Source organism: Brevibacillus sp. HB1.1, assembly GCF_013332445.1.
Classification (GTDB): Bacteria; Bacillota; Bacilli; order Brevibacillales; family Brevibacillaceae; genus Brevibacillus; species Brevibacillus porteri.
The window spans coordinates 91,767-111,205 of sequence record NZ_JABMIV010000006.1; the positions used below are offsets into that span (position 1 = coordinate 91,767).

15 protein-coding genes are annotated in these 19,439 nt (G+C 49.4%); 7 read left to right on the plus strand and 8 right to left on the minus strand.

All coding sequences use genetic code 11. From position 1 onward, the window contains the following. Nucleotides 1-151 precede the first annotated feature (151 nt). Nucleotides 152-1,165, minus strand: a complete 1,014-nt coding sequence (gene adhP / locus HPY27_RS16910; RefSeq protein WP_173623016.1) for an alcohol dehydrogenase AdhP — start codon at nucleotides 1,163-1,165, stop codon at nucleotides 152-154. Nucleotides 1,166-1,424: 259 nt separating this feature from the next. Here adhP and HPY27_RS16915 point away from each other — a divergent pair, with 259 nt between their 5' ends. The 4 genes from HPY27_RS16915 to HPY27_RS16930 are packed head-to-tail and all read left to right on the plus strand — an operon-like array spanning nucleotide 1,425 to nucleotide 6,573. Next, nucleotides 1,425-2,573 carry an iron-containing alcohol dehydrogenase gene (locus HPY27_RS16915; RefSeq protein WP_174225513.1) on the plus strand — a complete coding sequence of 383 codons (1,149 nt, stop codon included), beginning with the start codon at nucleotides 1,425-1,427 and terminating at the stop codon, nucleotides 2,571-2,573. Between the two features lie 10 nt (nucleotides 2,574-2,583). After that, on the plus strand, nucleotides 2,584-3,897 hold the full coding sequence (locus HPY27_RS16920) for an ATP-binding protein (RefSeq protein WP_017251234.1): 1,314 nt from the start codon (nucleotides 2,584-2,586) through the stop codon (nucleotides 3,895-3,897). After that, nucleotides 3,866-5,302 carry a sigma-54-dependent transcriptional regulator gene (locus HPY27_RS16925; protein ID WP_174225514.1) on the plus strand — a complete coding sequence of 479 codons (1,437 nt, stop codon included), beginning with the start codon at nucleotides 3,866-3,868 and terminating at the stop codon, nucleotides 5,300-5,302. Before HPY27_RS16920 ends, HPY27_RS16925 begins: the two co-directional genes overlap by 32 nt. 35 nt (nucleotides 5,303-5,337) lie before the next feature. Next, a complete protein-coding gene (locus HPY27_RS16930) occupies nucleotides 5,338-6,573 on the plus strand; it encodes a benzoate/H(+) symporter BenE family transporter (RefSeq protein WP_174225515.1) in 1,236 nt (411 codons plus the stop codon). A 98-nt stretch (nucleotides 6,574-6,671) separates the two neighbouring features. Here the strand turns inward: HPY27_RS16930 and HPY27_RS16935 are convergent, their stop codons facing one another. Next, entirely contained in the window at nucleotides 6,672-7,547 is an 876-nt protein-coding gene (locus HPY27_RS16935) for an SDR family oxidoreductase (protein ID WP_174225516.1), read from the minus strand. A 120-nt stretch (nucleotides 7,548-7,667) separates the two neighbouring features. Between HPY27_RS16935 and HPY27_RS16940 the strand changes: the two genes are divergently transcribed. Continuing rightward, entirely contained in the window at nucleotides 7,668-8,624 is a 957-nt protein-coding gene (locus HPY27_RS16940; RefSeq protein WP_174225517.1) for a helix-turn-helix transcriptional regulator, read from the plus strand. Here the strand turns inward: HPY27_RS16940 and HPY27_RS16945 are convergent. From HPY27_RS16945 to HPY27_RS16955, 3 genes are all read right to left on the minus strand, one after another. After that, nucleotides 8,593-9,786 carry an MFS transporter gene (locus HPY27_RS16945; RefSeq protein ID WP_173623009.1) on the minus strand — a complete coding sequence of 398 codons (1,194 nt, stop codon included), beginning with the start codon at nucleotides 9,784-9,786 and terminating at the stop codon, nucleotides 8,593-8,595. The genes HPY27_RS16940 and HPY27_RS16945 overlap by 32 nt on opposite strands. A gap of 204 nt (nucleotides 9,787-9,990) precedes the next feature. Then, nucleotides 9,991-10,770: a helix-turn-helix domain-containing protein gene (locus tag HPY27_RS16950; RefSeq protein ID WP_017251240.1), complete on the minus strand. Its 780-nt coding sequence runs from the start codon at nucleotides 10,768-10,770 to the stop codon at nucleotides 9,991-9,993. A gap of 106 nt (nucleotides 10,771-10,876) precedes the next feature. Beyond that, entirely contained in the window at nucleotides 10,877-11,737 is an 861-nt protein-coding gene (locus tag HPY27_RS16955) for a LysR family transcriptional regulator (protein WP_017251241.1), read from the minus strand. 137 nt (nucleotides 11,738-11,874) lie between these two features. Here HPY27_RS16955 and HPY27_RS16960 point away from each other — a divergent pair, with 137 nt between their 5' ends. Further along, nucleotides 11,875-12,846 carry a DMT family transporter gene (locus tag HPY27_RS16960; protein WP_069848497.1) on the plus strand — a complete coding sequence of 324 codons (972 nt, stop codon included), beginning with the start codon at nucleotides 11,875-11,877 and terminating at the stop codon, nucleotides 12,844-12,846. A gap of 97 nt (nucleotides 12,847-12,943) precedes the next feature. On the opposite strand, the gene HPY27_RS16965 is transcribed toward HPY27_RS16960, so the two are convergent. From HPY27_RS16965 to lplA, 3 genes are all read right to left on the minus strand, one after another. Beyond that, on the minus strand, nucleotides 12,944-13,834 hold the full coding sequence (locus HPY27_RS16965; protein WP_173623073.1) for a GNAT family N-acetyltransferase: 891 nt from the start codon (nucleotides 13,832-13,834) through the stop codon (nucleotides 12,944-12,946). A gap of 32 nt (nucleotides 13,835-13,866) precedes the next feature. Beyond that, entirely contained in the window at nucleotides 13,867-16,335 is a 2,469-nt protein-coding gene (locus HPY27_RS16970; protein WP_174225518.1) for a toxin Cry1Ac domain D-VI-related protein, read from the minus strand. Between the two features lie 108 nt (nucleotides 16,336-16,443). Continuing rightward, complete coding sequence (lplA, locus tag HPY27_RS16975; RefSeq protein WP_017251245.1) at nucleotides 16,444-17,433, minus strand: lipoate--protein ligase; 990 nt, start codon at nucleotides 17,431-17,433, stop codon at nucleotides 16,444-16,446. A gap of 239 nt (nucleotides 17,434-17,672) precedes the next feature. Between lplA and HPY27_RS16980 the strand changes: the two genes are divergently transcribed. After that, nucleotides 17,673-19,430 carry a methyl-accepting chemotaxis protein gene (locus HPY27_RS16980; protein WP_174225519.1) on the plus strand — a complete coding sequence of 586 codons (1,758 nt, stop codon included), beginning with the start codon at nucleotides 17,673-17,675 and terminating at the stop codon, nucleotides 19,428-19,430. Nucleotides 19,431-19,439 lie beyond the last annotated feature (9 nt).

The following is a 19,439-nucleotide window of genomic DNA, read 5'->3' on the forward strand; positions in this document are numbered from 1 at the left end:
ATTGCTTCACTTCACTTATTCATTTATTAATTAATTTTTTTGCTTCTTTAGTGAATACCCATTGTTGTCTATACTTCATACAAATAAAAAGCTGTCATCCAGACCATGCTCAAGAAAAGCATAGCCCGACAACAGCTTCACGATCCTGCAACTACTCCATCGTCAAAACAACCCGACCATTGATTTGACCTTTTTCCAAACGCTCCAATACATCGTTGATCCGATCTAGCGGCTGCGTCTCGATGATCGCACGAACCTTGCCACGTGCTGCAAAATCAAGTGCTTCTTGCATATCCTTACGCGTCCCCACGATGGAGCCTTTCACTGTCACCCCATTCAACACCGTATCAAAAATCGGGATGGGCAACTCTGCATTCGGTAAGCCAACAACGACGAGAGACCCACCGCGTCGAACAGATTTGTACGCTTGTTCAAACGCCTTCTTGGTGACTGCCACGCTGATCGCCCCGTGGACACCGCCCACCTGCTCTTGAATGGCTTGGACCGGATCAACCTCACTGCCGTTTACTGTCACATCAGCCCCTAGTTCTTTTGCCAAGTCCAGCTTTTCCTTGTGAATATCGACCGCTACGACGTTGTAGCCCATCGCCTTGGCATATTGGAGAGCCACATGCCCCAAACCGCCGATGCCGTAGATCGCCACCCATTCACCTGGCTTCACGTTTGCTACCTTCAATGCTTTATACGTGGTTACCCCTGCGCACAGGATCGGCGCTGCTTCCACATCCCCCAGCTCGTCAGGAATGCGTGCCACGTAAGCAGCAGGTGCTACGCAATATTCAGCATAGGCACCGTCAGCGGAATAGCCCCCGTTTAACTGTTGCATGCACAGTGTCTCCCACCCTGTCAGGCAGTAGTCGCATTCGCCGCAAGCGGAGAATAACCACGGAATTCCTACACGATCACCAATTTTCAATGAGGTAACGCCTTCCCCCAGCTTTTCGACAACACCTACGCCCTCATGCCCAGGAATCAAAGGCAGCTTTGGCTTCACAGGCCAATCCCCGTGTGCCGCATGCAGGTCCGTATGGCAGACACCACACGTTTTGACTTTTACCAGAACCTCACCGTGTCCGACTTCTGGAATAGCAACTTCCTTTACTTCCAGCTTTTGATGGAACTCGTTGACTACTGCTGCTTTCATCTTAACCTTCCTCCTCTTTTTTCCCCTTCAGGCATGTGCGTAAAGGGCAGGTGTTCTTCCCGCCTCCTACTAATTGCAAGCCGTATGCCAACATGAAAACGCTTAATCATTCAATGATCTAGCCGTTTCCTTTCTTCTAAGCAGCCGATATGACGGCACATGAGCCGAAAAAACGGCCCGCCTGCCAACCTTTTGGCCGAAAAAGGGTATTCATCCTTGCCTGCGGTATTACTACGTAGTGGAAAAAGGGGGAGAACGCATGCAAATATCCAAGTTCATGACGCCGGAAATCATTTTCGGGAACCAGTCCCTCGGCCAGGTAGGGGAAAGCTTGCGCCGATTGGGAGCTTCTCGTGTCTTTCTTGTCAGTGATCCTGGTGTCGCAAACGCAGGCTGGGTCGAGCGGATCATCTCTTATTTGCAGCAGCAAAAGCTCGACTACCATCTATGGACCAACGTGACAGCTAATCCGAAAGACTACGAGATTCATGCCGGGATTGCCGAATATCGAGCCAAGGAATGCAATGCCATTCTCGGTGTCGGTGGAGGCAGTGCCATCGATGCAGCCAAGGCAATCGCGCTGTTGGCTACCAACGAGGGCAGCATCGTCCAATACGAAGGCGTCGACAATATCCAGCATCCCCTTCCTCCCATGGTGATGGTACCGACTACTGCCGGCTCCGGATCGGAGGTTTCGCAATTTTCCATCATTGTAGACAGTGCACGCAAGGTGAAAATGGCGATCATCTCCAAATCGCTCATACCCGATATCGCCATCATCGATCCGCAAACCTTGATGACCAAGGACAAGCTGCTCACTGCCAATACAGGCATGGATGTGCTGACACATGCCATTGAATCGTATATTTCGCTCGCCGCAACGCCGCTTACCGAAGTGCATTCGCTACAAGCCATGCGTCTCATCTCCAAGCATTTGCGCCCATCTGTCGCCAGTCAATACAATACAGAGGCCAAGCAAGCGATGGCCATGGCGAGTCTTCAAGCCGGAATCGCTTTTTCCAACGCCATCCTTGGTGCTGTGCATGCCATGTCCCATCAGCTCGGGGGATTCCTCGACGCTCCGCATGGCGAGGTGAATGCCATCCTGCTCCCACACGTGCTTGAGTACAACTACATCGCGGCACCGGAAAAATACAGACACATCGCAGAATGCCTCGGTGAAAACACTGCGGGCTTGAGCACACATGCTGCCTCTCGTCTCACACTCAATGCGGTTAAGGAGCTGGTAAGCGATCTGGAAGTGCCCCAATCGTTGTCGGCTATCGGGCTGCATCCAGAGCAAATCGACCTGCTCAGCTCTCTCGCCGTACTGGACGTGTGTATGACGACCAATCCCCGCGACATGACCGTCCACGATGTCGCGACGTTGTTTCGCCAAGCCTTGTAGGAGGTTCGTCATGCATACCAAACAAGAAATTTTGGAAAAATTAACCGGGATTCAATCCTCGCGAAAAAGTTATTACAGTGAACTCGTCTATCTTATCGAGGAGATGAAAAAGAAAAACAAGCAGCTCGCCGTTATTAACCAGCTGACACAAATTCAGATCAACGCCACCTGGCAACAAACAACCAGTTATATCGCCGCACAGCTCTCGCAAATTCTCGTATTCGAGCATTTCGCCCTAACCATCGTGAAGGGAGGCACGCTCTCCTCCTATCTCGCCAAGTGGAATGACGGGGATTGGCAATGCCATACGATGACACAGACCGTTCCAGTGGAAGCCCCTGTGCTCACCGGGCAGGTTCATCTTACCCTTGCCGAAGTACTGCCTGAGCATCACGCCACCTCGGTTCCATTGCGCAGTCAGTTGAATCAGACTTTTGGTTTTCTGACACTCTTACGCCAAACAAAGCAGCCAGTCGATCGGGACGAAGCCGAATTGATTCAGCTCGTCGCCAGCCATGTCGGTGTCGTCGTAGAAAACAGCCTGCTTTTTCAAGACGTGAATGAAAAAATCAAAATCGAAGCCCAACTGATTCAATCTGCAAAAATGGCTGCGATTGGAGAGATGGCTGCCGGCATTGCCCATGAGCTGAACAGTCCGCTCACGGCCATCCTCGGAAACTCTCAATTGCTCATGCGCGAGATGACAGATGCACCAGAGGCTCCCTTGATGAAAGACATCTATCAATGCGGGGTACGCTGCAAAAAGATCATTCAAAACCTGCTCACCTTCTCGCGGCAGGAAGAGTACTTGTTTTCTACTACCTCTATTGACGTGGTCGTAGAGGACGTTCTAGGACTGATTGGCTACCAGCTGTCTGTTTCCGGCTTGACCATAACCCGGGAAATGTCTGAGCCTCCTCTGCTGTTTCATGGAAGTCGTCATCAGATCGAGCAAATTGTGATCAATCTCCTGTTAAATGCACGGGACGCTGTGGCAGGCAGGGAATCTCCACACATTGTCATCCGTTCCTTCCTCGTACAAGAGGAGGACGGCTCTTACGTAGGCTTATCCGTCTACGATAACGGCACAGGCATTTGTGCAGAACAGCTTTCGCAGATTTTTCAGCCTTTCTTCTCGACGAAGGAACGGACAAAAGGGACTGGTCTCGGGCTTTCCGTCAGTCTTGGAATTGCAGAAGCGCACGGCGGGAAGCTGTTTGCTGAAAGCGTGGAGGGAGAGTACAGCAAGTTCACGATGCTTTTGCCACTGTTAGCTGACGAGGAGGACAACGATGGAGAAAAAACGGATTTTGATCGTGGATGATGAAACAGAGGTGACTACCTTTTTCACCTATTTCCTCAAGAAAAAAGACTGCGATATCGTCGTCGCCAATTCTGGAAAGGATGTGGAACGACTGCTTCATTCGGATTCTACCGGCTTTCACGCTGCACTCGTGGACCTGAAGCTGCCCGATGCAGACGGATTGACGCTGCTCAAACAGATCAAGGCAGTATTTCCCGCCTGCGAAGTCTTGATCATGACGGGCTTCAGTACGATTAAATCGGCTGTGACAGCGATGCAATGGGGCGCGCGCGATTACTTGGAGAAGCCGTTCGACGATCTGGACAGTCTGGAGCAGGTCATCGATGCGGTGCTCTCTTCTTCCAGCAAACACAGCGATCACCTATCCCAAGAAGCCGCCCAATATGGTATCGTGTATTCATCTGACAGTCCGATGGCCAATGTAATCGCAATTGCCAAAAAATTAGCAAAAAAGTCGATCCATGTGCTTATTGAAGGCGAAACGGGTACCGGCAAGGAGCTGATGGCCCGTTTTCTCCACGGAGCAAGCAATCGCGCCCAGCAGCCTTTTGTCGCTTTTAACTGCGGGGCAGTGCCGGAATCCTTGCTGGAAAGTGAACTGTTCGGCTATGAGAAGGGCGCTTTTACTGGAGCGCTCAAATCCCGCAAAGGCTTGTTCGAGCTGGCACATAACGGAACGCTGTTTCTTGACGAGATCGGGGAGGCTCCCCCTTCCATCCAAGTGAAGCTCTTGCGTACGCTAGAGACGGGAGAGTTCATGCGCGTCGGTGGCGAGCAGATCGGTCAGAGCAATATTCGCTTTATTTCTGCTACCAACCGCGATCTGGAACATGAAGTCGGGATGAATCGTTTCCGCAGTGACCTGTTGTATCGTCTGGAAGGGATCAAGCTGTCGATTCCTCCTCTCCGAGAACGGATTCAGGATATCCCGACAATCGCGCACTACTACTTGCAAAAGCGCAGTGGAGGCCCGTGCCAAATCGATCAGGATGCCATCGAGCTCTTGCAGCGCTATGATTGGCCGGGCAATGTCCGCCAACTGATCAACGTACTGAATCAAACCATCGCGTTGCACGAATGCGAACGACTGCGTGCCGAGCATTTGCCAGCGAATTTGCGGAGCCGCACGGTACAGGTGCATCCGCCCACTGTCCCCAAACGGATAGAACAAGTTATCGATCACGAATGCGAGCGCTTTGTCGATACAATTAGCCGCCTTGTCACCTCTGTAGACGGGATCGACTTCGATTATTTGATCAAGCGGATTAAACAGCTCGAAGGCGAGATCGGGCGAACGATTATCGAAAAGGGCTTGACCGAAACGAATGGAAACAGACAGCTTTTAAGCAAAAAATTAAACATCACCAAACGGACGATTCGCTACATTTTGAACGAAAAAGCATAACGTCTGCATTGGCGCATCTAGGAGGCATTCACGTCGTGGTACCTGAAAAACCTTTTTCGAACCTAAAAAAAATCCCTTCTGACTTCTCTCTATCTGCCGTTATTGTTGGACTCATCGCCACGATGGTCTCCTATGCAGGACCATTGCTGATCGTCTTTCAAGCTGCCAAAGGTGCAGGACTCAGCGATGCTGTCCTCGCCTCTTGGATTTGGGCCATCTCGATTGGGAGCGGCTTGACGTGCATTGTGCTCAGCATCTGGTTTCGCACCCCGATCATTACAGCATGGTCGACGCCGGGGGCAGTTCTGTTAGTCACCAGCTTGACGGTATACTCCTTTCCCGACGCGATTGGCGCGTATATTTTTTCGGCTGTGGTCATTACGCTCGTCGGTGTTTCCGGTTTGTTTTCCGTCTTGATGAAATACGTGCCGCAGTCGATTACGACCGCCATGCTTGCGGGGATTCTCCTGTCTTTTGGCGTAGACGTCTTTGTTTCCATGCAGCACCTGCCTGCATTGGCTCTTCCGATGATCTTTTGCTACCTGTTCGCCAAACGCTGGTCTCCACGGTATGCTGTCGTGCTTACGCTTTTGGTTGGCTTGGTTGTCGCCTTTCTTTTGGGGCGTTTGCAAATGGGCAATGTCCAGATGTCCCTCGTCCAGCCCATCTTTACGATGCCGACGTTTTCTCTCGATGCGATCATCGGCTTGGGGATTCCATTGTGCATCGTCGCACTTGCCTCGCAGAACGCTCCGGGAATTAGCGTCTTAAAAGCAGACGGGTACGATACACCTGCTGGACCTCTCGTAACGACTACTGGCATCGCTTCGCTATTGCTCGCTCCTTTTGGTTCACCGGGAATCAATCTGGCGGCGATTACAGCTGCGATTTGCACGGGAAAAGAAGCTCATCAGGATCATACTAAGCGCTACATTGCCGGGATTGCCTGTGGGGGCTTCTACTTAATCTTCGGGATGTTTGGCGCTACGATGGCTTCGGTATTCGCTGCCTTGCCCAAAGAATTGATTGCCGTCATTGCGGGCTTGGCTCTGTTTGCCTCGCTCAGTTCCAGCCTCGCACAGGCGATGAGCGAAGCAAAGGAACGGGAATGCGCCTTGGTTACGTTTCTCGTCACGATTTCCGGTATTTCCATTGGCGGGATCGGCGCTGCTTTCTGGGGCTTGATTGCGGGAGTGGTCACCCATCTGATTTTGAATGGCAACGTGAAAAGCTGGTTTGTGAAAAAGAAGAATACGCAGCCGTTGGCGTAGCCAAGGTTGTTTAGAATGGCTCTATTCCAAAGGCGTATAAAGAGAAAAAACGGCTCCTTCGAACGAATCCGGAGAGCCGTTTTGTATGTTCCTTGCAACTAGCGGTAAAGCCCTTGTTCCTCGGCGTAATTTCCCCAATGCGGGCGGCTACCGTCTTTATCCGTAAAAGGATACTCGTCCGATAAGCCCCATGTACTGACCGTTTTCCCCGTTTTTTCTGCAACAGCCGGGTCTGTAGCCAGCGCAACTACTGCTCGACCGATGTACGCTGGCGTTTCCGACATGATAAAGTGCTTTTCTTGCTTCACTGCCTCTCTCCACGTCTCTTCTGTCACGCCAAAATGATCGAGCATCGCTTCCGAGCGTAGGAAGCCCGGCGTTAAAGCCAACGCGGTAACCCCGTGTGGGCGCAAGTCCTCTGCCATCGAAGCAGCTAGATGAATCGTCGAGATTTTTGCCAAGCTGTAGTACAGATTGCCGCGGTACCGATAGTCGACTCCGTCCGTAATTTCGATGATCAACCCTTTTTTCTGTGCCACCATGAGCGGAACCGCATAGTGACTGGTGATCATATGCGTACGAATGGCGCGCTCTTGCATCAATAGACCGTCTGCCAATGGCTGCTCCCAGAACGGCGTCCCCCAGTGAGTCAATGGATCTCCACCCCAGATGTCATTGACCAATAGATCGAGCTGTCCATTTTGCTCCGCTTTTACTCGCTCAAAGAACGCTTTTACCTCTTCTTCCTGCGTATGATCGACGCGCACAGCGATCCCGATTCCGCCGCTTGCCGTCACGAGCTCTGCTGTCTCTTCAATCGTCTCCTGTCGTGCCATATCAGAGTGCTGACCACGCACCGTGCGTCCCGTCACATATACCGTTGCCCCTGCTTCTCCCAGACTGACTGCAATCCCCCGTCCTGCTCCTCTTGTGCCGCCTGCTACCACCGCTACTTTGCCTTGTAATGGTTTCATTCGTAATGCCTCCTTTATCGATTCATACATCAAGAATAACGAAGGAAATATGACAACTGCTGTCATATTCGTTACGATACAATCAAAGTAATGTTGTTTTTACTTCTAGGAGGGCTTTTTATGCGGGCAGATCGACTCCTTACGATTTTGTTGCTCTTGCAAAACCACGGTCGCATGACTTCCAAGCAATTAGCAGAAAGGCTGGAGGTATCCGAGCGAACCGTTCATCGTGATATGGAAGCTTTGAGTGCGTCAGGCGTTCCCGTCTATGCGCTGCGCGGTGCAGATGGGGGCTGGACGTTGGCAGAAGGGTATCGCAGTAATTTGACCGGAATGAAAATAGATGAGCTGCAATCCCTGCTCGTAGCCTCCCCTGCTGCCTTGTTGAATGATCTCGGACTACATGAAAACTATGAAGCTGCTTTTCTCAAGCTGTTGTCTGCCCTGCCAAAAACCGTTCAGCAGGATGCCATCCACGTACGCCAGCTCCTTCATATCGATGGGGCTGGCTGGCATGAATCAACGGAGACGTTTCCTTTCTTATCGATGATTCAAGATGCCGTATGGCTTTCCCGCAAGCTGTTCATTCGTTACATGCGTGAGGATGTGGCCGTAGAGCGCATTGTCTGCCCGCTCGGACTCGTCGCCAAGCGCAGCATCTGGTATTTGGTCGCCAAAGTGGACGAGGACATGCGGACGTACCGGATTTCACGACTATTGGATGCGCAGCCGCTAGATGATAGCTTCATCCGCCCAAGCGATTTCGATCTCGCTTCCTATTGGGAACAATCCACCTTAGACTTCAAATCCAGCCTCCCACGTTATCCTGCGCGGTTGCTAGTCAAAAAAGAGACGTTGCCTGCTGTAAAACAGGAGCGTTATATAAAAATAGCCTCCACCCAAGCCGCAACAGACGACTGGATGGAAGCAGAGGTTGAATTTCATACACTTGCATCAGCATGCTCGCTAGTGCTCAGCTTCGGCTCACACATCCAAGTGTTGGAGCCACAAGAACTGAAACGGGAGGTCATAGAGCAGGCGCGTGCTATACTTGGCCAGTACGAGGTCCAGAATTAGCAAGGACTTTCGTTTCTCGTCCGCACATGAGCAGGACGATTGTTCCCACGATCAGCACCGCGGTAAAGACACTAAAAATGAACGTGTAGCTGTAATGATGCGACGAGTAGTAACCGACGAGATACGGTGCGATAATACTGCCAATTCTTCCGACACCGGATGCCATCCCAGAACCGGTAGCGCGCAGCGGTGTCGGATAATTTTCCGGCGTGTACGCGTACAAAGCACCCCAGGCCCCCAGATTGAAGAAGGACAAGAACGCTCCCGTCACCAACAGCTCTGTCGTGCCACTGCTTTGCCCAAAAGCAAAGGCCATGACTCCGGTCATGAACAAGAAGGTCGCCAGCGTCCATTTCCGTCCCCATTTTTCCACGAGATAGGCTGCCGCGAAATAGCCTGGCAGTTGGGCCAACGTCATGATCAGTACGTACTGGAAGCTTTTGATCATCGTAAAACCTTTGTCGACCAAAATAGATGGCATCCATAAAAACATGCCATAGTACGAAAAAGCAATCGCAAACCAGACGACCCACAGCGTAATCGTCTCTGTCCGATGGGACGTCAACAGCGTGGCAATCGGAATGTTCTCGGCCTGCTTTTGAAACTGCGGAGATTCAGGAATGCTTCGCCGGGCAAACAAGGCATACACGACGGGCAACGCCCCGATCATGACAGCCACACGCCAGCCATAGTCCGGAATGATGAAATACGATATGACAGCTGCCGCGATCCAACCGACCGCCCAAAAGCTCTCCAACAGCACAACCGTACTTCCTCGCTTCTCCGGTGGCGCAAACTCGTTTACGAGCGTCGAGGCTACCGGCAGCTCGGCACCCAAACCGAGTCCCATCAGGAAGCGGAACAGCAGCATGGTCGCAAAACCAGTTGCGAAAGCGCTCGCAAAGCTCGCCAAGCCAAACAAGATCAAGGTCAGCAAAAACACTGGCTTGCGGCCAATTCGGTCAGCCAAATAGCCACCTACAATCGCTCCAATCGCCATACCGACGAGATTGCCCGTCCCTAAGAGCCCGGCCTCTTCCCCTGTCAAACCCCATTCCTGTCGTAATGCCACCATAATAAAAGATAAAAGTGCAACATCCATGGCATCGAACATCCAACCAAAACCGGCTGCCCAAAAAACTTTTTTGTAAGGCTTTGACATGCTCGTTCCCTGCTTTCCTTTCTTTTGCGCAAGATATTCGCGCCTAGTTATCATTTCGCTTTTTCGCCCAATATCCTGCTCGAGGAAAAAAGTTCGACTATTGTGATAGTAGGCTTTCCCAAGAAGCTCCATTCTAACCAGCCCATGACGAAAAGGCAGTCCGCTGAGTCGTAAGACCGCCATTTTGAAACAAGGGACTTGTTCTTATTGAGGGAGCCTCTGAATGAATCTGTTCATGAGCAAAGAAAGAGAAATCAAGATGGGAGGGTCGTCCGGATGAGGCACATGAAGAGTAACTTGCTGATGAGGGACGATCGTAGTTGGTGTGACAATGATTGGTTTCTTGGAACGTGTGCGCAATGTCTCGTACGGCAGGAGAAAATCCATTGCCTGCATGCCCCAGGCAACAGATGTCGCCATCAAGTAATACGTGCCCGGTTTGACATTGGTAAAACAAAAATTCCCTAGCGAGGGCAGCAATGTGCCGTATAAAGGAAGACCTTCTGGGATCGGCTTGGCAAACAAACCAATCAAAATGACGCCTTGAAAAGGCTCTGTAGACTCGATTGTCCCTGCAATGGTCATCGGTCGCTCGGGGGCTGGATGTAACCGAGTCCACTCAGTCAACTGCTGCAAGGAACGGAGACGGTCTTCCGCTACCTGGGCCGTTTCTCGAAATTCGCTAGGCGATACCCCGACACGCTCCGTAAAACGGGTAGAGAACGTCCCCAGACTCTGCTGGCCAATTTCTAGACCAATGTCGCGAACACTCATGTTCGTGCGTAGCAGTAAATCCTTTGCCCTTTGGAGTCGCATGGTCGATACGTAATAAAGCGGCGGGAGACCGATTCTTTCTTTAAAAATCCGTGCAAAATGATACTGGCTATACGCAACATGATTCGCCAGCCGGGAAAGTGGCAACGGCTCATCTAAATGTCGATGTATATAAGCGATCACTTCGTCAATTTCGGTATACCTGTCCATCAATTGAGCCGCTCCCTCCTTTTTCTGCACAGCCAAACACAGAACGTTTGTTCTGAAATAAAATTTACCATATTTTTCTGACATATGGAAGAGGAAATTGTAGCACTTACGTTTTCGTTTTCTGCAAACGAATTTCGTTCAGAAACGCTTGCATCGTGTTCGTTACAAATGAATCTTTTCGGCGAATAAAGACGGTTGTCACCTCATGATAAGGCTCCGGGATGCGATGAATATGAACCGTTCCGCTCTCGACCAAATGGTGTACTGCCGATTTCGGCAAAATGGTAATGCCGATCCCCGCTGCTACGCCCCCGATAATTGTCTCAAACGTTCCGAATTCCATCACTTTTTTCGGAATCAAGCCCTCTACCTTCATCCAGGTCTCTAACCGTTCTCTATACCCGCAACCCTTCTTGTAGAGCAAAAGAGCTTTCCCTGTGATATCACTGGCAGTGAAGGAACTGTTTTTCGTTACCAGCACCAGCTCCTCTTGAAACACTTGCTCTTGCTCGATCAAAGGATGGTTAATCGGGCCACTCACGAACGCTCCATCCAGCGCTAGATCCAGTACTTTTTGCAGCAAATTCTCTGTCACACCTGCCTTGAGAGAGATATCCACATGCGGATACTGGCTACAATACGAGGATAGCAACCTCGGAAGGGCATTGATCGTCTCGACCATCCCAACCTCCAGCACACCGGACGGCTCGGAAGCCCGATGAAAGTACTTTTGCATTTCTTCGAATTTGGCGATGATCTCTCGCGAATATTCGAGCAGGCGCTTCCCTTCTGTATTTAAGGTCATGCCTCGCTTGTTGCGATAAAACAAAGGTGTCCCCAGCTCTTTTTCCAGCAGCTTGATCCGCGCCGTCACATTCGACTGAACATAACTCAGCTCGGCGGCGGTCTTGCTCACGCTGCCTAAAGTGGCGACCATCTGGAATATTTTCAAATCGTTGATCTCCACGTTTCTCCCCCTCCTTTCATCTATCACTGAAAATGATACATAAAGTTATTATCAATCATTATACTAACATATTTCCATCCAGTATGATGTGGTAAGTCAACTTTGTCAGCTTCAGATTGAAAGGGAGAAATCGCATAATGAACAAGCAACTACTTTTGGGGTCTATTTTCTGCATGGTGGCCAGTATGTCATGGGGGGCAATGTTTCCAGTTGCGCACATCGCGCTGCAAGAGATCGATCCATTTTACTTCTCATTTCTTCGCTATTTTTTCGTAACGATCATTTTGTGCGGTTTGCTCTGGGCAAAAGAAGGCTTGTCTGCTTTTCGTCTTGAGGGGCGCGGGAAGTCTCTGCTATTTTTTGGAACAATGGCGTTTACCGTCTACAATATGGGAGTATTTCTCGGGCAGGATTTGATGGGAGAGCCCGGCACGATTGCAGCGTCCATTATGGAAGTGCTCATGCCGATGATCTCGATTGTACTTTTGTCCATTACTACTAGAAAGCTGCCACCGTACTATACTTTGGCGACGATTCTGATAGCTTTGGTCGGCGCTGTCCTTGTTATTACCAATGGCAATCTTACCTTCTTTACTACAGCAAGTGAGCATTTGATTCCGTTGTTCTTCATTTTCATTGGTGTCGTGGGTTGGGTCGTCTACTCGATCGGCGGCGGGCGTTTTAGCACGTGGTCTACACTTCGCTACTCCACGTTGACGTGTCTCTTAGGAACAGGATTGAATTTCGTGATTGTCACGACTGCTTCACTCTTTCAATGGCTTCCGGTTCCTACCGTCGAAACGGTGATGTCCATCAAGTACGAAATGGCGTTCATGGTTCTTTTACCCGGTTTTGTAGCTCTTTTGAGCTGGAATGCAGGCATCAAGCTACTCACTCCGCTCAACGGCATTTTGTTTATCAACCTGGTTCCGATCACGACCTTTGCCATGATGGCGTTACAAGGTTATGAGATTAGCCGTTACGAATTGTGTGGCACCTTGCTCGTGATTCTGGCCCTGATCGGGAACAACCACTTCCAAAGAAAGCAACTACAATACCGTTCCGTCACAAAGCAACAACCGAGCGGAAGAAAAGTTCCGTCCATGTAGTCTAAAAAAGTAAGGATAGAAATTCAGGAAGCCCTGAATCTCTATCCTTTTTTTATAGCGACGGTCGCCGCTACCCCTGCGTGACAAGCATACAATTTTAACAGAAGTGATCCGAATATTGTCCAACTAGTACCTTCGTCGTTTCAATCCAGAGCTTCCGATGCAAAATCGTCGGACCCAATCTTCTTTCCATAAACCGCAGCATGGGCTCGTTGTCATGCTCGATAAAGCAAATGCCAAAGGGAAACGCTGGCTGAGCCTGTGCAATGGTTTTCATCAACAGCGCAATTCCTCTTGCCTGCTGCTGATACTTCTCCTGTACGAACATCGTTTTGTACAAAAGCATATTACCAGCCATTCGCTGTACGATCACCCAGCCAATGACTTTCCCCTGATAGCGCAAGCCTGTACTGTAATCAGGATCGAATTTTCCTTCTTCAAAAAACGGAGACAACAGCGGCGTATACCATTGCCCTTCTCCCTGTTCAATGTCCAGTCTCTCTGCTGGTGTCAGGTCTTTCCAGGGAAAGAGGGTATAACCTTCGGGGAGTACCAGCCTCTCCATCCAATGGCATTCACCCAACCGCATCGAGCCGAGTGTGTACATATAGGTTTTTACCTTTGGCAACTGCCAACCTTCCCTGATCGCAATTTTGGAGAGCCATGAAAAATCTTGTGCTTTGATGAACCCAGCGAACTGTCCATCGCTGCTACCTTGCTCTCTCATTTTTTGCTCAGCGTACCACAGCAGCTTCATGCCCATTCCCCGCCGTTGATGCCCCTCCGCTACCACTAGCTCGATGATCTTGGCCTGTCCTTCGTTTACAGCGGATCGCCCCAACACGATGCCCGCAGGCTGATTGTTGTTAGAAGCCCCGAATCCCCAAACAGATGAGCCGTTGATCTGGTCCAGCCACTCCAGGTGTTTGGGGTGCACTAACGATTTATACGCCCGTGCAGTGCTAGCAGTCAGTTCCTCTAGTTGCAATGTTCGTACCTCCTCGATGGACTTTGGCTTACTCATTGCTTGGGTTTTACAGATGCTGTTGCTGTACCTTGTATAAGATTTCCGGCCTTATCCCTCAAGAAGCCTGGGTCAAAAGAAACCTTGCTCTGTTCCGTGATGAGAGACCCGTACGTGGTGTAGAACGTATCCTGGAACATTACGCGAATGGTGTTTCCTGACACCTGGAATTTGGCATACGCCGTTACCTCTCTCTTGTCGTCAAAATTCCCGGAAGGTGAGAATAACATTCTCAAATTGGGGTTCGGGTCATTTCGAAGTGGTTCTGACGCCGACAAGGTATAGGTTGTTCCCTCGCAGGTGACATCTGGAGACAATTGTGGGGGGGTAGCGTCAAATCCGACACTGATCTCCTCTGTATCCAACAAATTTTCACCCCGATACAGCTTAAACACTGCATAAGAGTTGTCATCTTCTATTACCGTTGGCTTTGCCTTGATCGTCACTCCATAATCTCCATGGGTCATTTCCAGCATTGACTCGTCGACCTCGACGGTGATGTATTCCTTTTCATTGATCACAAAACGGTCCAACTGGTTGTCATAACGATACGAGAGGGGCTGATTTTTTACAGATACCTCAAGATATTCGCTCAATGCCCTCTTGTCCATTGCTGGCTCCCACTTGTCGGAAATCGTAACTTGACGAGACTGGGTCGGAGCAATCGGCAGCTCGATCTCGGCATCAGGCAAGCGATCTATTCGTGGGTTGTTGAACAACAATTGTGCTTTTGCTATGTAGGACATCCAGTGTGTTTTTTCTGGGCCCTCACTCAGAAGCTCGACCTTGGCAAAGGCCGCGTCGATCATTTCCTGAGTAACCTTGGGCCTCAGTTCAACCATATCATTATTTGTATATAGCCCCTCTACTGCTTGCTTTGCTTCTTTCAGCAAATCTTTCCCGTTGTCCAATAACGTTTGCGCCTTTTGGATATCCGCTAACAGCAATACTTTTGTCTCCGAGCCGTCTTTCAGCTTTTCTACCTTTTCCTTCGCTGCATCGATCGTGCTCTGTATCAGTCCTGGTTTTAGCCCTGTCTGGTTTTCATCGGTGAACAGATCACGAACGGCTTTTTTTGCTTCGACTAGCAACAAGTCGTCATACTGCTCCTGTGCCTTCTCAATATCGGCGAGCAGACCCGGCTTTTCCGATACACGATTGTCCAGCCCCTCGACCAGCTTCTTCGCATCATCGATCTGTTTCTGTGTCGTGCCTGGGCGCAGTTCTTCTTTTTTCCCATCCGTAAACAGCTCTTCGACTGCTCTCTTCGCTTTTAGCAGAGCCGGGATCGGCGGAGGATCGATTGGGGACGGAATCACAATGACGGGGTCTTTGAAACGAATGGAAAAACTGTCACTCGTGACATCTTCCTGTGCGCGCTTGATATGTCGCTTGTCGATCGTGAAGCTGACCTCTTTTACATTGTCCGCGCCTGTATGCTTCCTGGCCTGTCCCGTAAACAAAATGGTGAGCTCGTCGTCACTCTCTTGTTTGCTCTCAATATCCAGCCCGTCAGGCAGATTATGTACCTCGATATCATCGGCAGACAGTTCACCAAGGAACTTGCCGTTAGACAGCTTAAGCGTTTGTTTTGCCGTGATGCTGCCATCATTTGCTCCTGCCTCTTCTATCACCGCCTCGCTGACAGAAAGCGCGGGCAAATCAGGCAATTCGGCTCCATCTACAGCTATCTCAAAGACAGCCTCCGCCTCGTCCATTTTTGCCGTAATTTCTACCAGGCCTTCTTTCTTGGCTGTTACCTTGCCTTCAAAGTTGACGAAGGCAATTCGTCTATTGCTAGAGCTCCAGAACAGCTCCCGTCCAGTAACGATGCGGTCATTTTCATCAAATGCAACGGCGATCAGCGTTAGCGACTTATCCGTATGATCTTTGGTAGATAGCCGGGCATCCTCTGCGACTGCTACCAGCTCAATCCGCTCTGCTTTCGTCCCTCTTTCGGCGATTACGAATGGTTCTAATTCCTCTTCTTCGCCGTCATACTGCAAGCGTAGGGAAACCGTCTGTTCTTTTTTCGCTGCACGAATCGGTGAAAAACTGAGTAATACAAGCTGTTCTTCCTCTAGCCAGACAAAGTTTTTGATTTTGATTCGAGTGGGCTCTCGATCATCTATAGCGGCCGTCAAACGGAAATCCTTTGCAACAGGTGCCTTGTCTGGAGCTGTCTCCAATCGATAGGCAATGACGCCGTTGGTCGCTGTATGCTCCTCTGACTCTAGCAAGGACTCCCCTGACTGGTTCTCGTCTTCTCCTACTTCCTCTGATGCCTCTCGAACTTCCTCATCTGTTTGGTCTTCTGCTACTGACGGACTGGCTATGCCGATTGTCTGCCTTTCTTTAATCGGATAAGAAACGGCTGCATAGGCATTGCCGACAAAAGAAAGCAAAAAACCGGTGGAAACAACAGCCGTTAGAATGATTTTGGCCTTTGGCTGCTTTTTGCTCATATGTAAATACCCCCTCTTTTTCTTTTGTATGACAAAATCATGCAAACTAATGCTATCAGAGGAGGAAATGAAAAAAACCTAACAAAAGTTAGGTTTTTAACATACTTTTTAAACGAGTAATAGATCGACAAAAGACGCTTGATCCAGCTTCCCGAAAAACTCCTGAAGATTGATATCTGCCAGTCGCTCACTGATAGAGGAACGATCATACGGCGTATCTCGCAGCACTGCTTCCAGCTCTGCTACATCACGTACACCGAAGAAATCCCCGTATATTTTCGCTTCTTTCATTTTGCCTTTCTCAATATCAAGCTGAATCTCCACGGTGCCGATATCGAAACGCTTGGATTGACGGTAATTGCTTTTCGGTGACTTGCCGTAGTTCCACTCCCAAGTCTGGTAACGGGAACGGGAAAGCTCGTGAATTTTCTCCCAATCCTCGTCAGTCAGCTTGTATTCTTCGATTTCTCCTTCTCCAAAAATCGAACGAAGTATCGCCAGCCGGAACTCTTCAATGGTCATCTTATTCACCAAAAACTCCGAAATGTTGGCGACACGGCTGCGAATGGATTTGATCCCTTTGGACTGGATCTTCTCTGCATTTACCTTCAGCGCAGACACGACGTTTTCCATCTCCGAATCAAAAAGCAGCGTGCCGTGGCTGAACATGCGTCCTTTGGTTGAATACTGCGCATTGCCAGAAATTTTCCGTTCCCCGACCTGTATGTCATTTCGTCCAGTCAGCTCTGCTTCTACCCCTAATGTTTTCAAGGCTTGTACGACAGGAGCCGTGAATTTGCGGAAATTGTGGAAGGACTCGCCGTCATCATTCGTAATAAAGCTGAAGTTGAGATTGCCCAGATCGTGATAAACAGCACCACCGCCAGACAGTCTGCGAACGACGTGAATGTTGTTATCCTCTACATAGGTCGAATTGATCTCTTCAATTGTGTTTTGGTTTTTTCCGATAATAATAGAAGGTTCATTGATATAAAACAGCAAGTAGTCGTCACTGTTGGTCAAATGCTTCAGGGCGTATTCCTCAATGGCCAAATTGATCCGTGGATCTGTTATCCCTTGATTATCGATAAATTTCATTGGATAGCCTCCATCCGTAAGCGTTCTATCCTCCTATCATACCATTTCCTGCTGGTCTGTACTGCTTTCGAATCTGCTCATACATGCAGCAACATTTACTTATATAATTTTTTTGTGGATTTTTTGAAATTCCTCTATAAAAACGTTTTCATATTGTCGATATAGGACGTAAGTCTAGGGCAATCATCTTGGTGTTTTCTTTTCTAGATCAAATACTATGGACCAACGAGGTGTTCTTTATGAAAACAGCCAAGTTCTCCCGTTCAAGCTCTCTTCGTACCAAACTCATCCTGTTATGTCTCCTGCTAATGGCGATTCCTTGCCTTAACATTGGAATTCAGGGCTATTATTCTGCGAGCTACAGCTTGGACGACATGGGCAGTCGCATCTTAAAAAACAACGTGAACTTGACGATTGAAATGATTGATGTTCTCCAGAAACAAGTCGAAGCTGGCAAAATCAGCAAAGAAGATGCACAAGAGCAAGTAAAAATTCACATCCTCGGGCCTAAGCAATCGGATGGAACCCGCTCGATAAACAAAAATATCGATACTGGTGCTAGTGGATACATGTTCGTTCTGGATGAGAAAGGTGTCATGCTGGCCTCTCCTTCGATTGAGGGGAAGAATCAGTGGGATGCAAAAGATTCTGACGGTATCTTTTTTACCCAAGAAATGATTAAGCGCGGTCAGGAAGGTGGCGGCTTTACATACTATCAGTGGTTGAAGCCAACGGAGCCAGATGTTCTCTATCCAAAAATCGCCTACTCCAAACTAGACCCTCACTGGGGATGGATCGTAAGCGCCAGCAGCTACATGGAAGACTTCAATGCCCCTGCCGAAGAAGTGCTGTCTGATTTGATGATCGTGCTGGGAATCTCCTTGATCGTCGGATTCGTCGTCTCATGGTATGCCTCCGGGTTCATTTCCAAGCCCATCTCCTTGGTTGCTGAGCGCGTGAAAGAAATTGCCGGTGGTGATCTATCAGGGAAAGACATCTTGATAAAAAACCGTGATGAAATTGGGCAATTGGTACATGACGTGACCCATATGACAGAGAATTTGCGCCAGCTCATTTCTCATGTCCGCATCAGCTCTCTGCATGTCGCTTCTACCTCTGAGGAGCTGACGGCGAGTGCAGAACAGACGAGCAAGGCAACCGAGCAAATTGCCGTCACGATGCAAGAGATCGCCCTCGGAGCAGAGGATCAATCCAAAACGATCGATGGAACGGTCAAAACGATCAACGACATGTCTTCGCGTCTGCAACAAATTGCATCCAGTAGCGAACAAGTCTCTCTGACAGTCGATACAGCGAACATGCTGGTCTCAAGTGGCAATCAAGCGATTGACGGTGCCATCGCTCAAATGAATTCCATCAGCACGACTGTTCTTGAGTTGGCAGATTCAATCAAAATGCTTGGTCACCGCTCTTCGGAAATCAGTAAAATTGTTGAGGTCATCACCTCGATTGCTGAACAAACGAACCTGTTGGCGCTAAACGCTGCAATCGAAGCGGCCCGTGCTGGAGAGCATGGACGTGGATTTGCTGTCGTTGCCAATGAAGTACGTATCTTGGCCGAGCAATCAGCAAAATCTACTCAGCAGATTAAAGATCTCATTAGCGCGATTCAAGTCGATACGAACAAAGCCGTATACGTGATGGAAACGACGACATCTGAGGTTTCGGCTGGAATCGAAGTCGTACATGAAGCCAGCAAGGCCTTCCAGGAAATTTTGTCTGGAACGACAGAAGTAGCACGTCAAATTCAGCAAGTGACCACAGCCACTCATCACATGACGACCGGAGCAGAGCAAGCTGTCCATTCCATTGAAACTATTGCCTCCACTGCTGAGACAACGGCTTTCGGAACACAAAACATTTCCGCTGCTGCTGAACAACAATTAGCCTCTATGGAGGAAATTTCGTCTTCTGCTGCTTCCTTGTCAAAAATGGCAGACGAACTGCATGAATCGATTCAGCAATTTAAGGTGTAACCATATAAT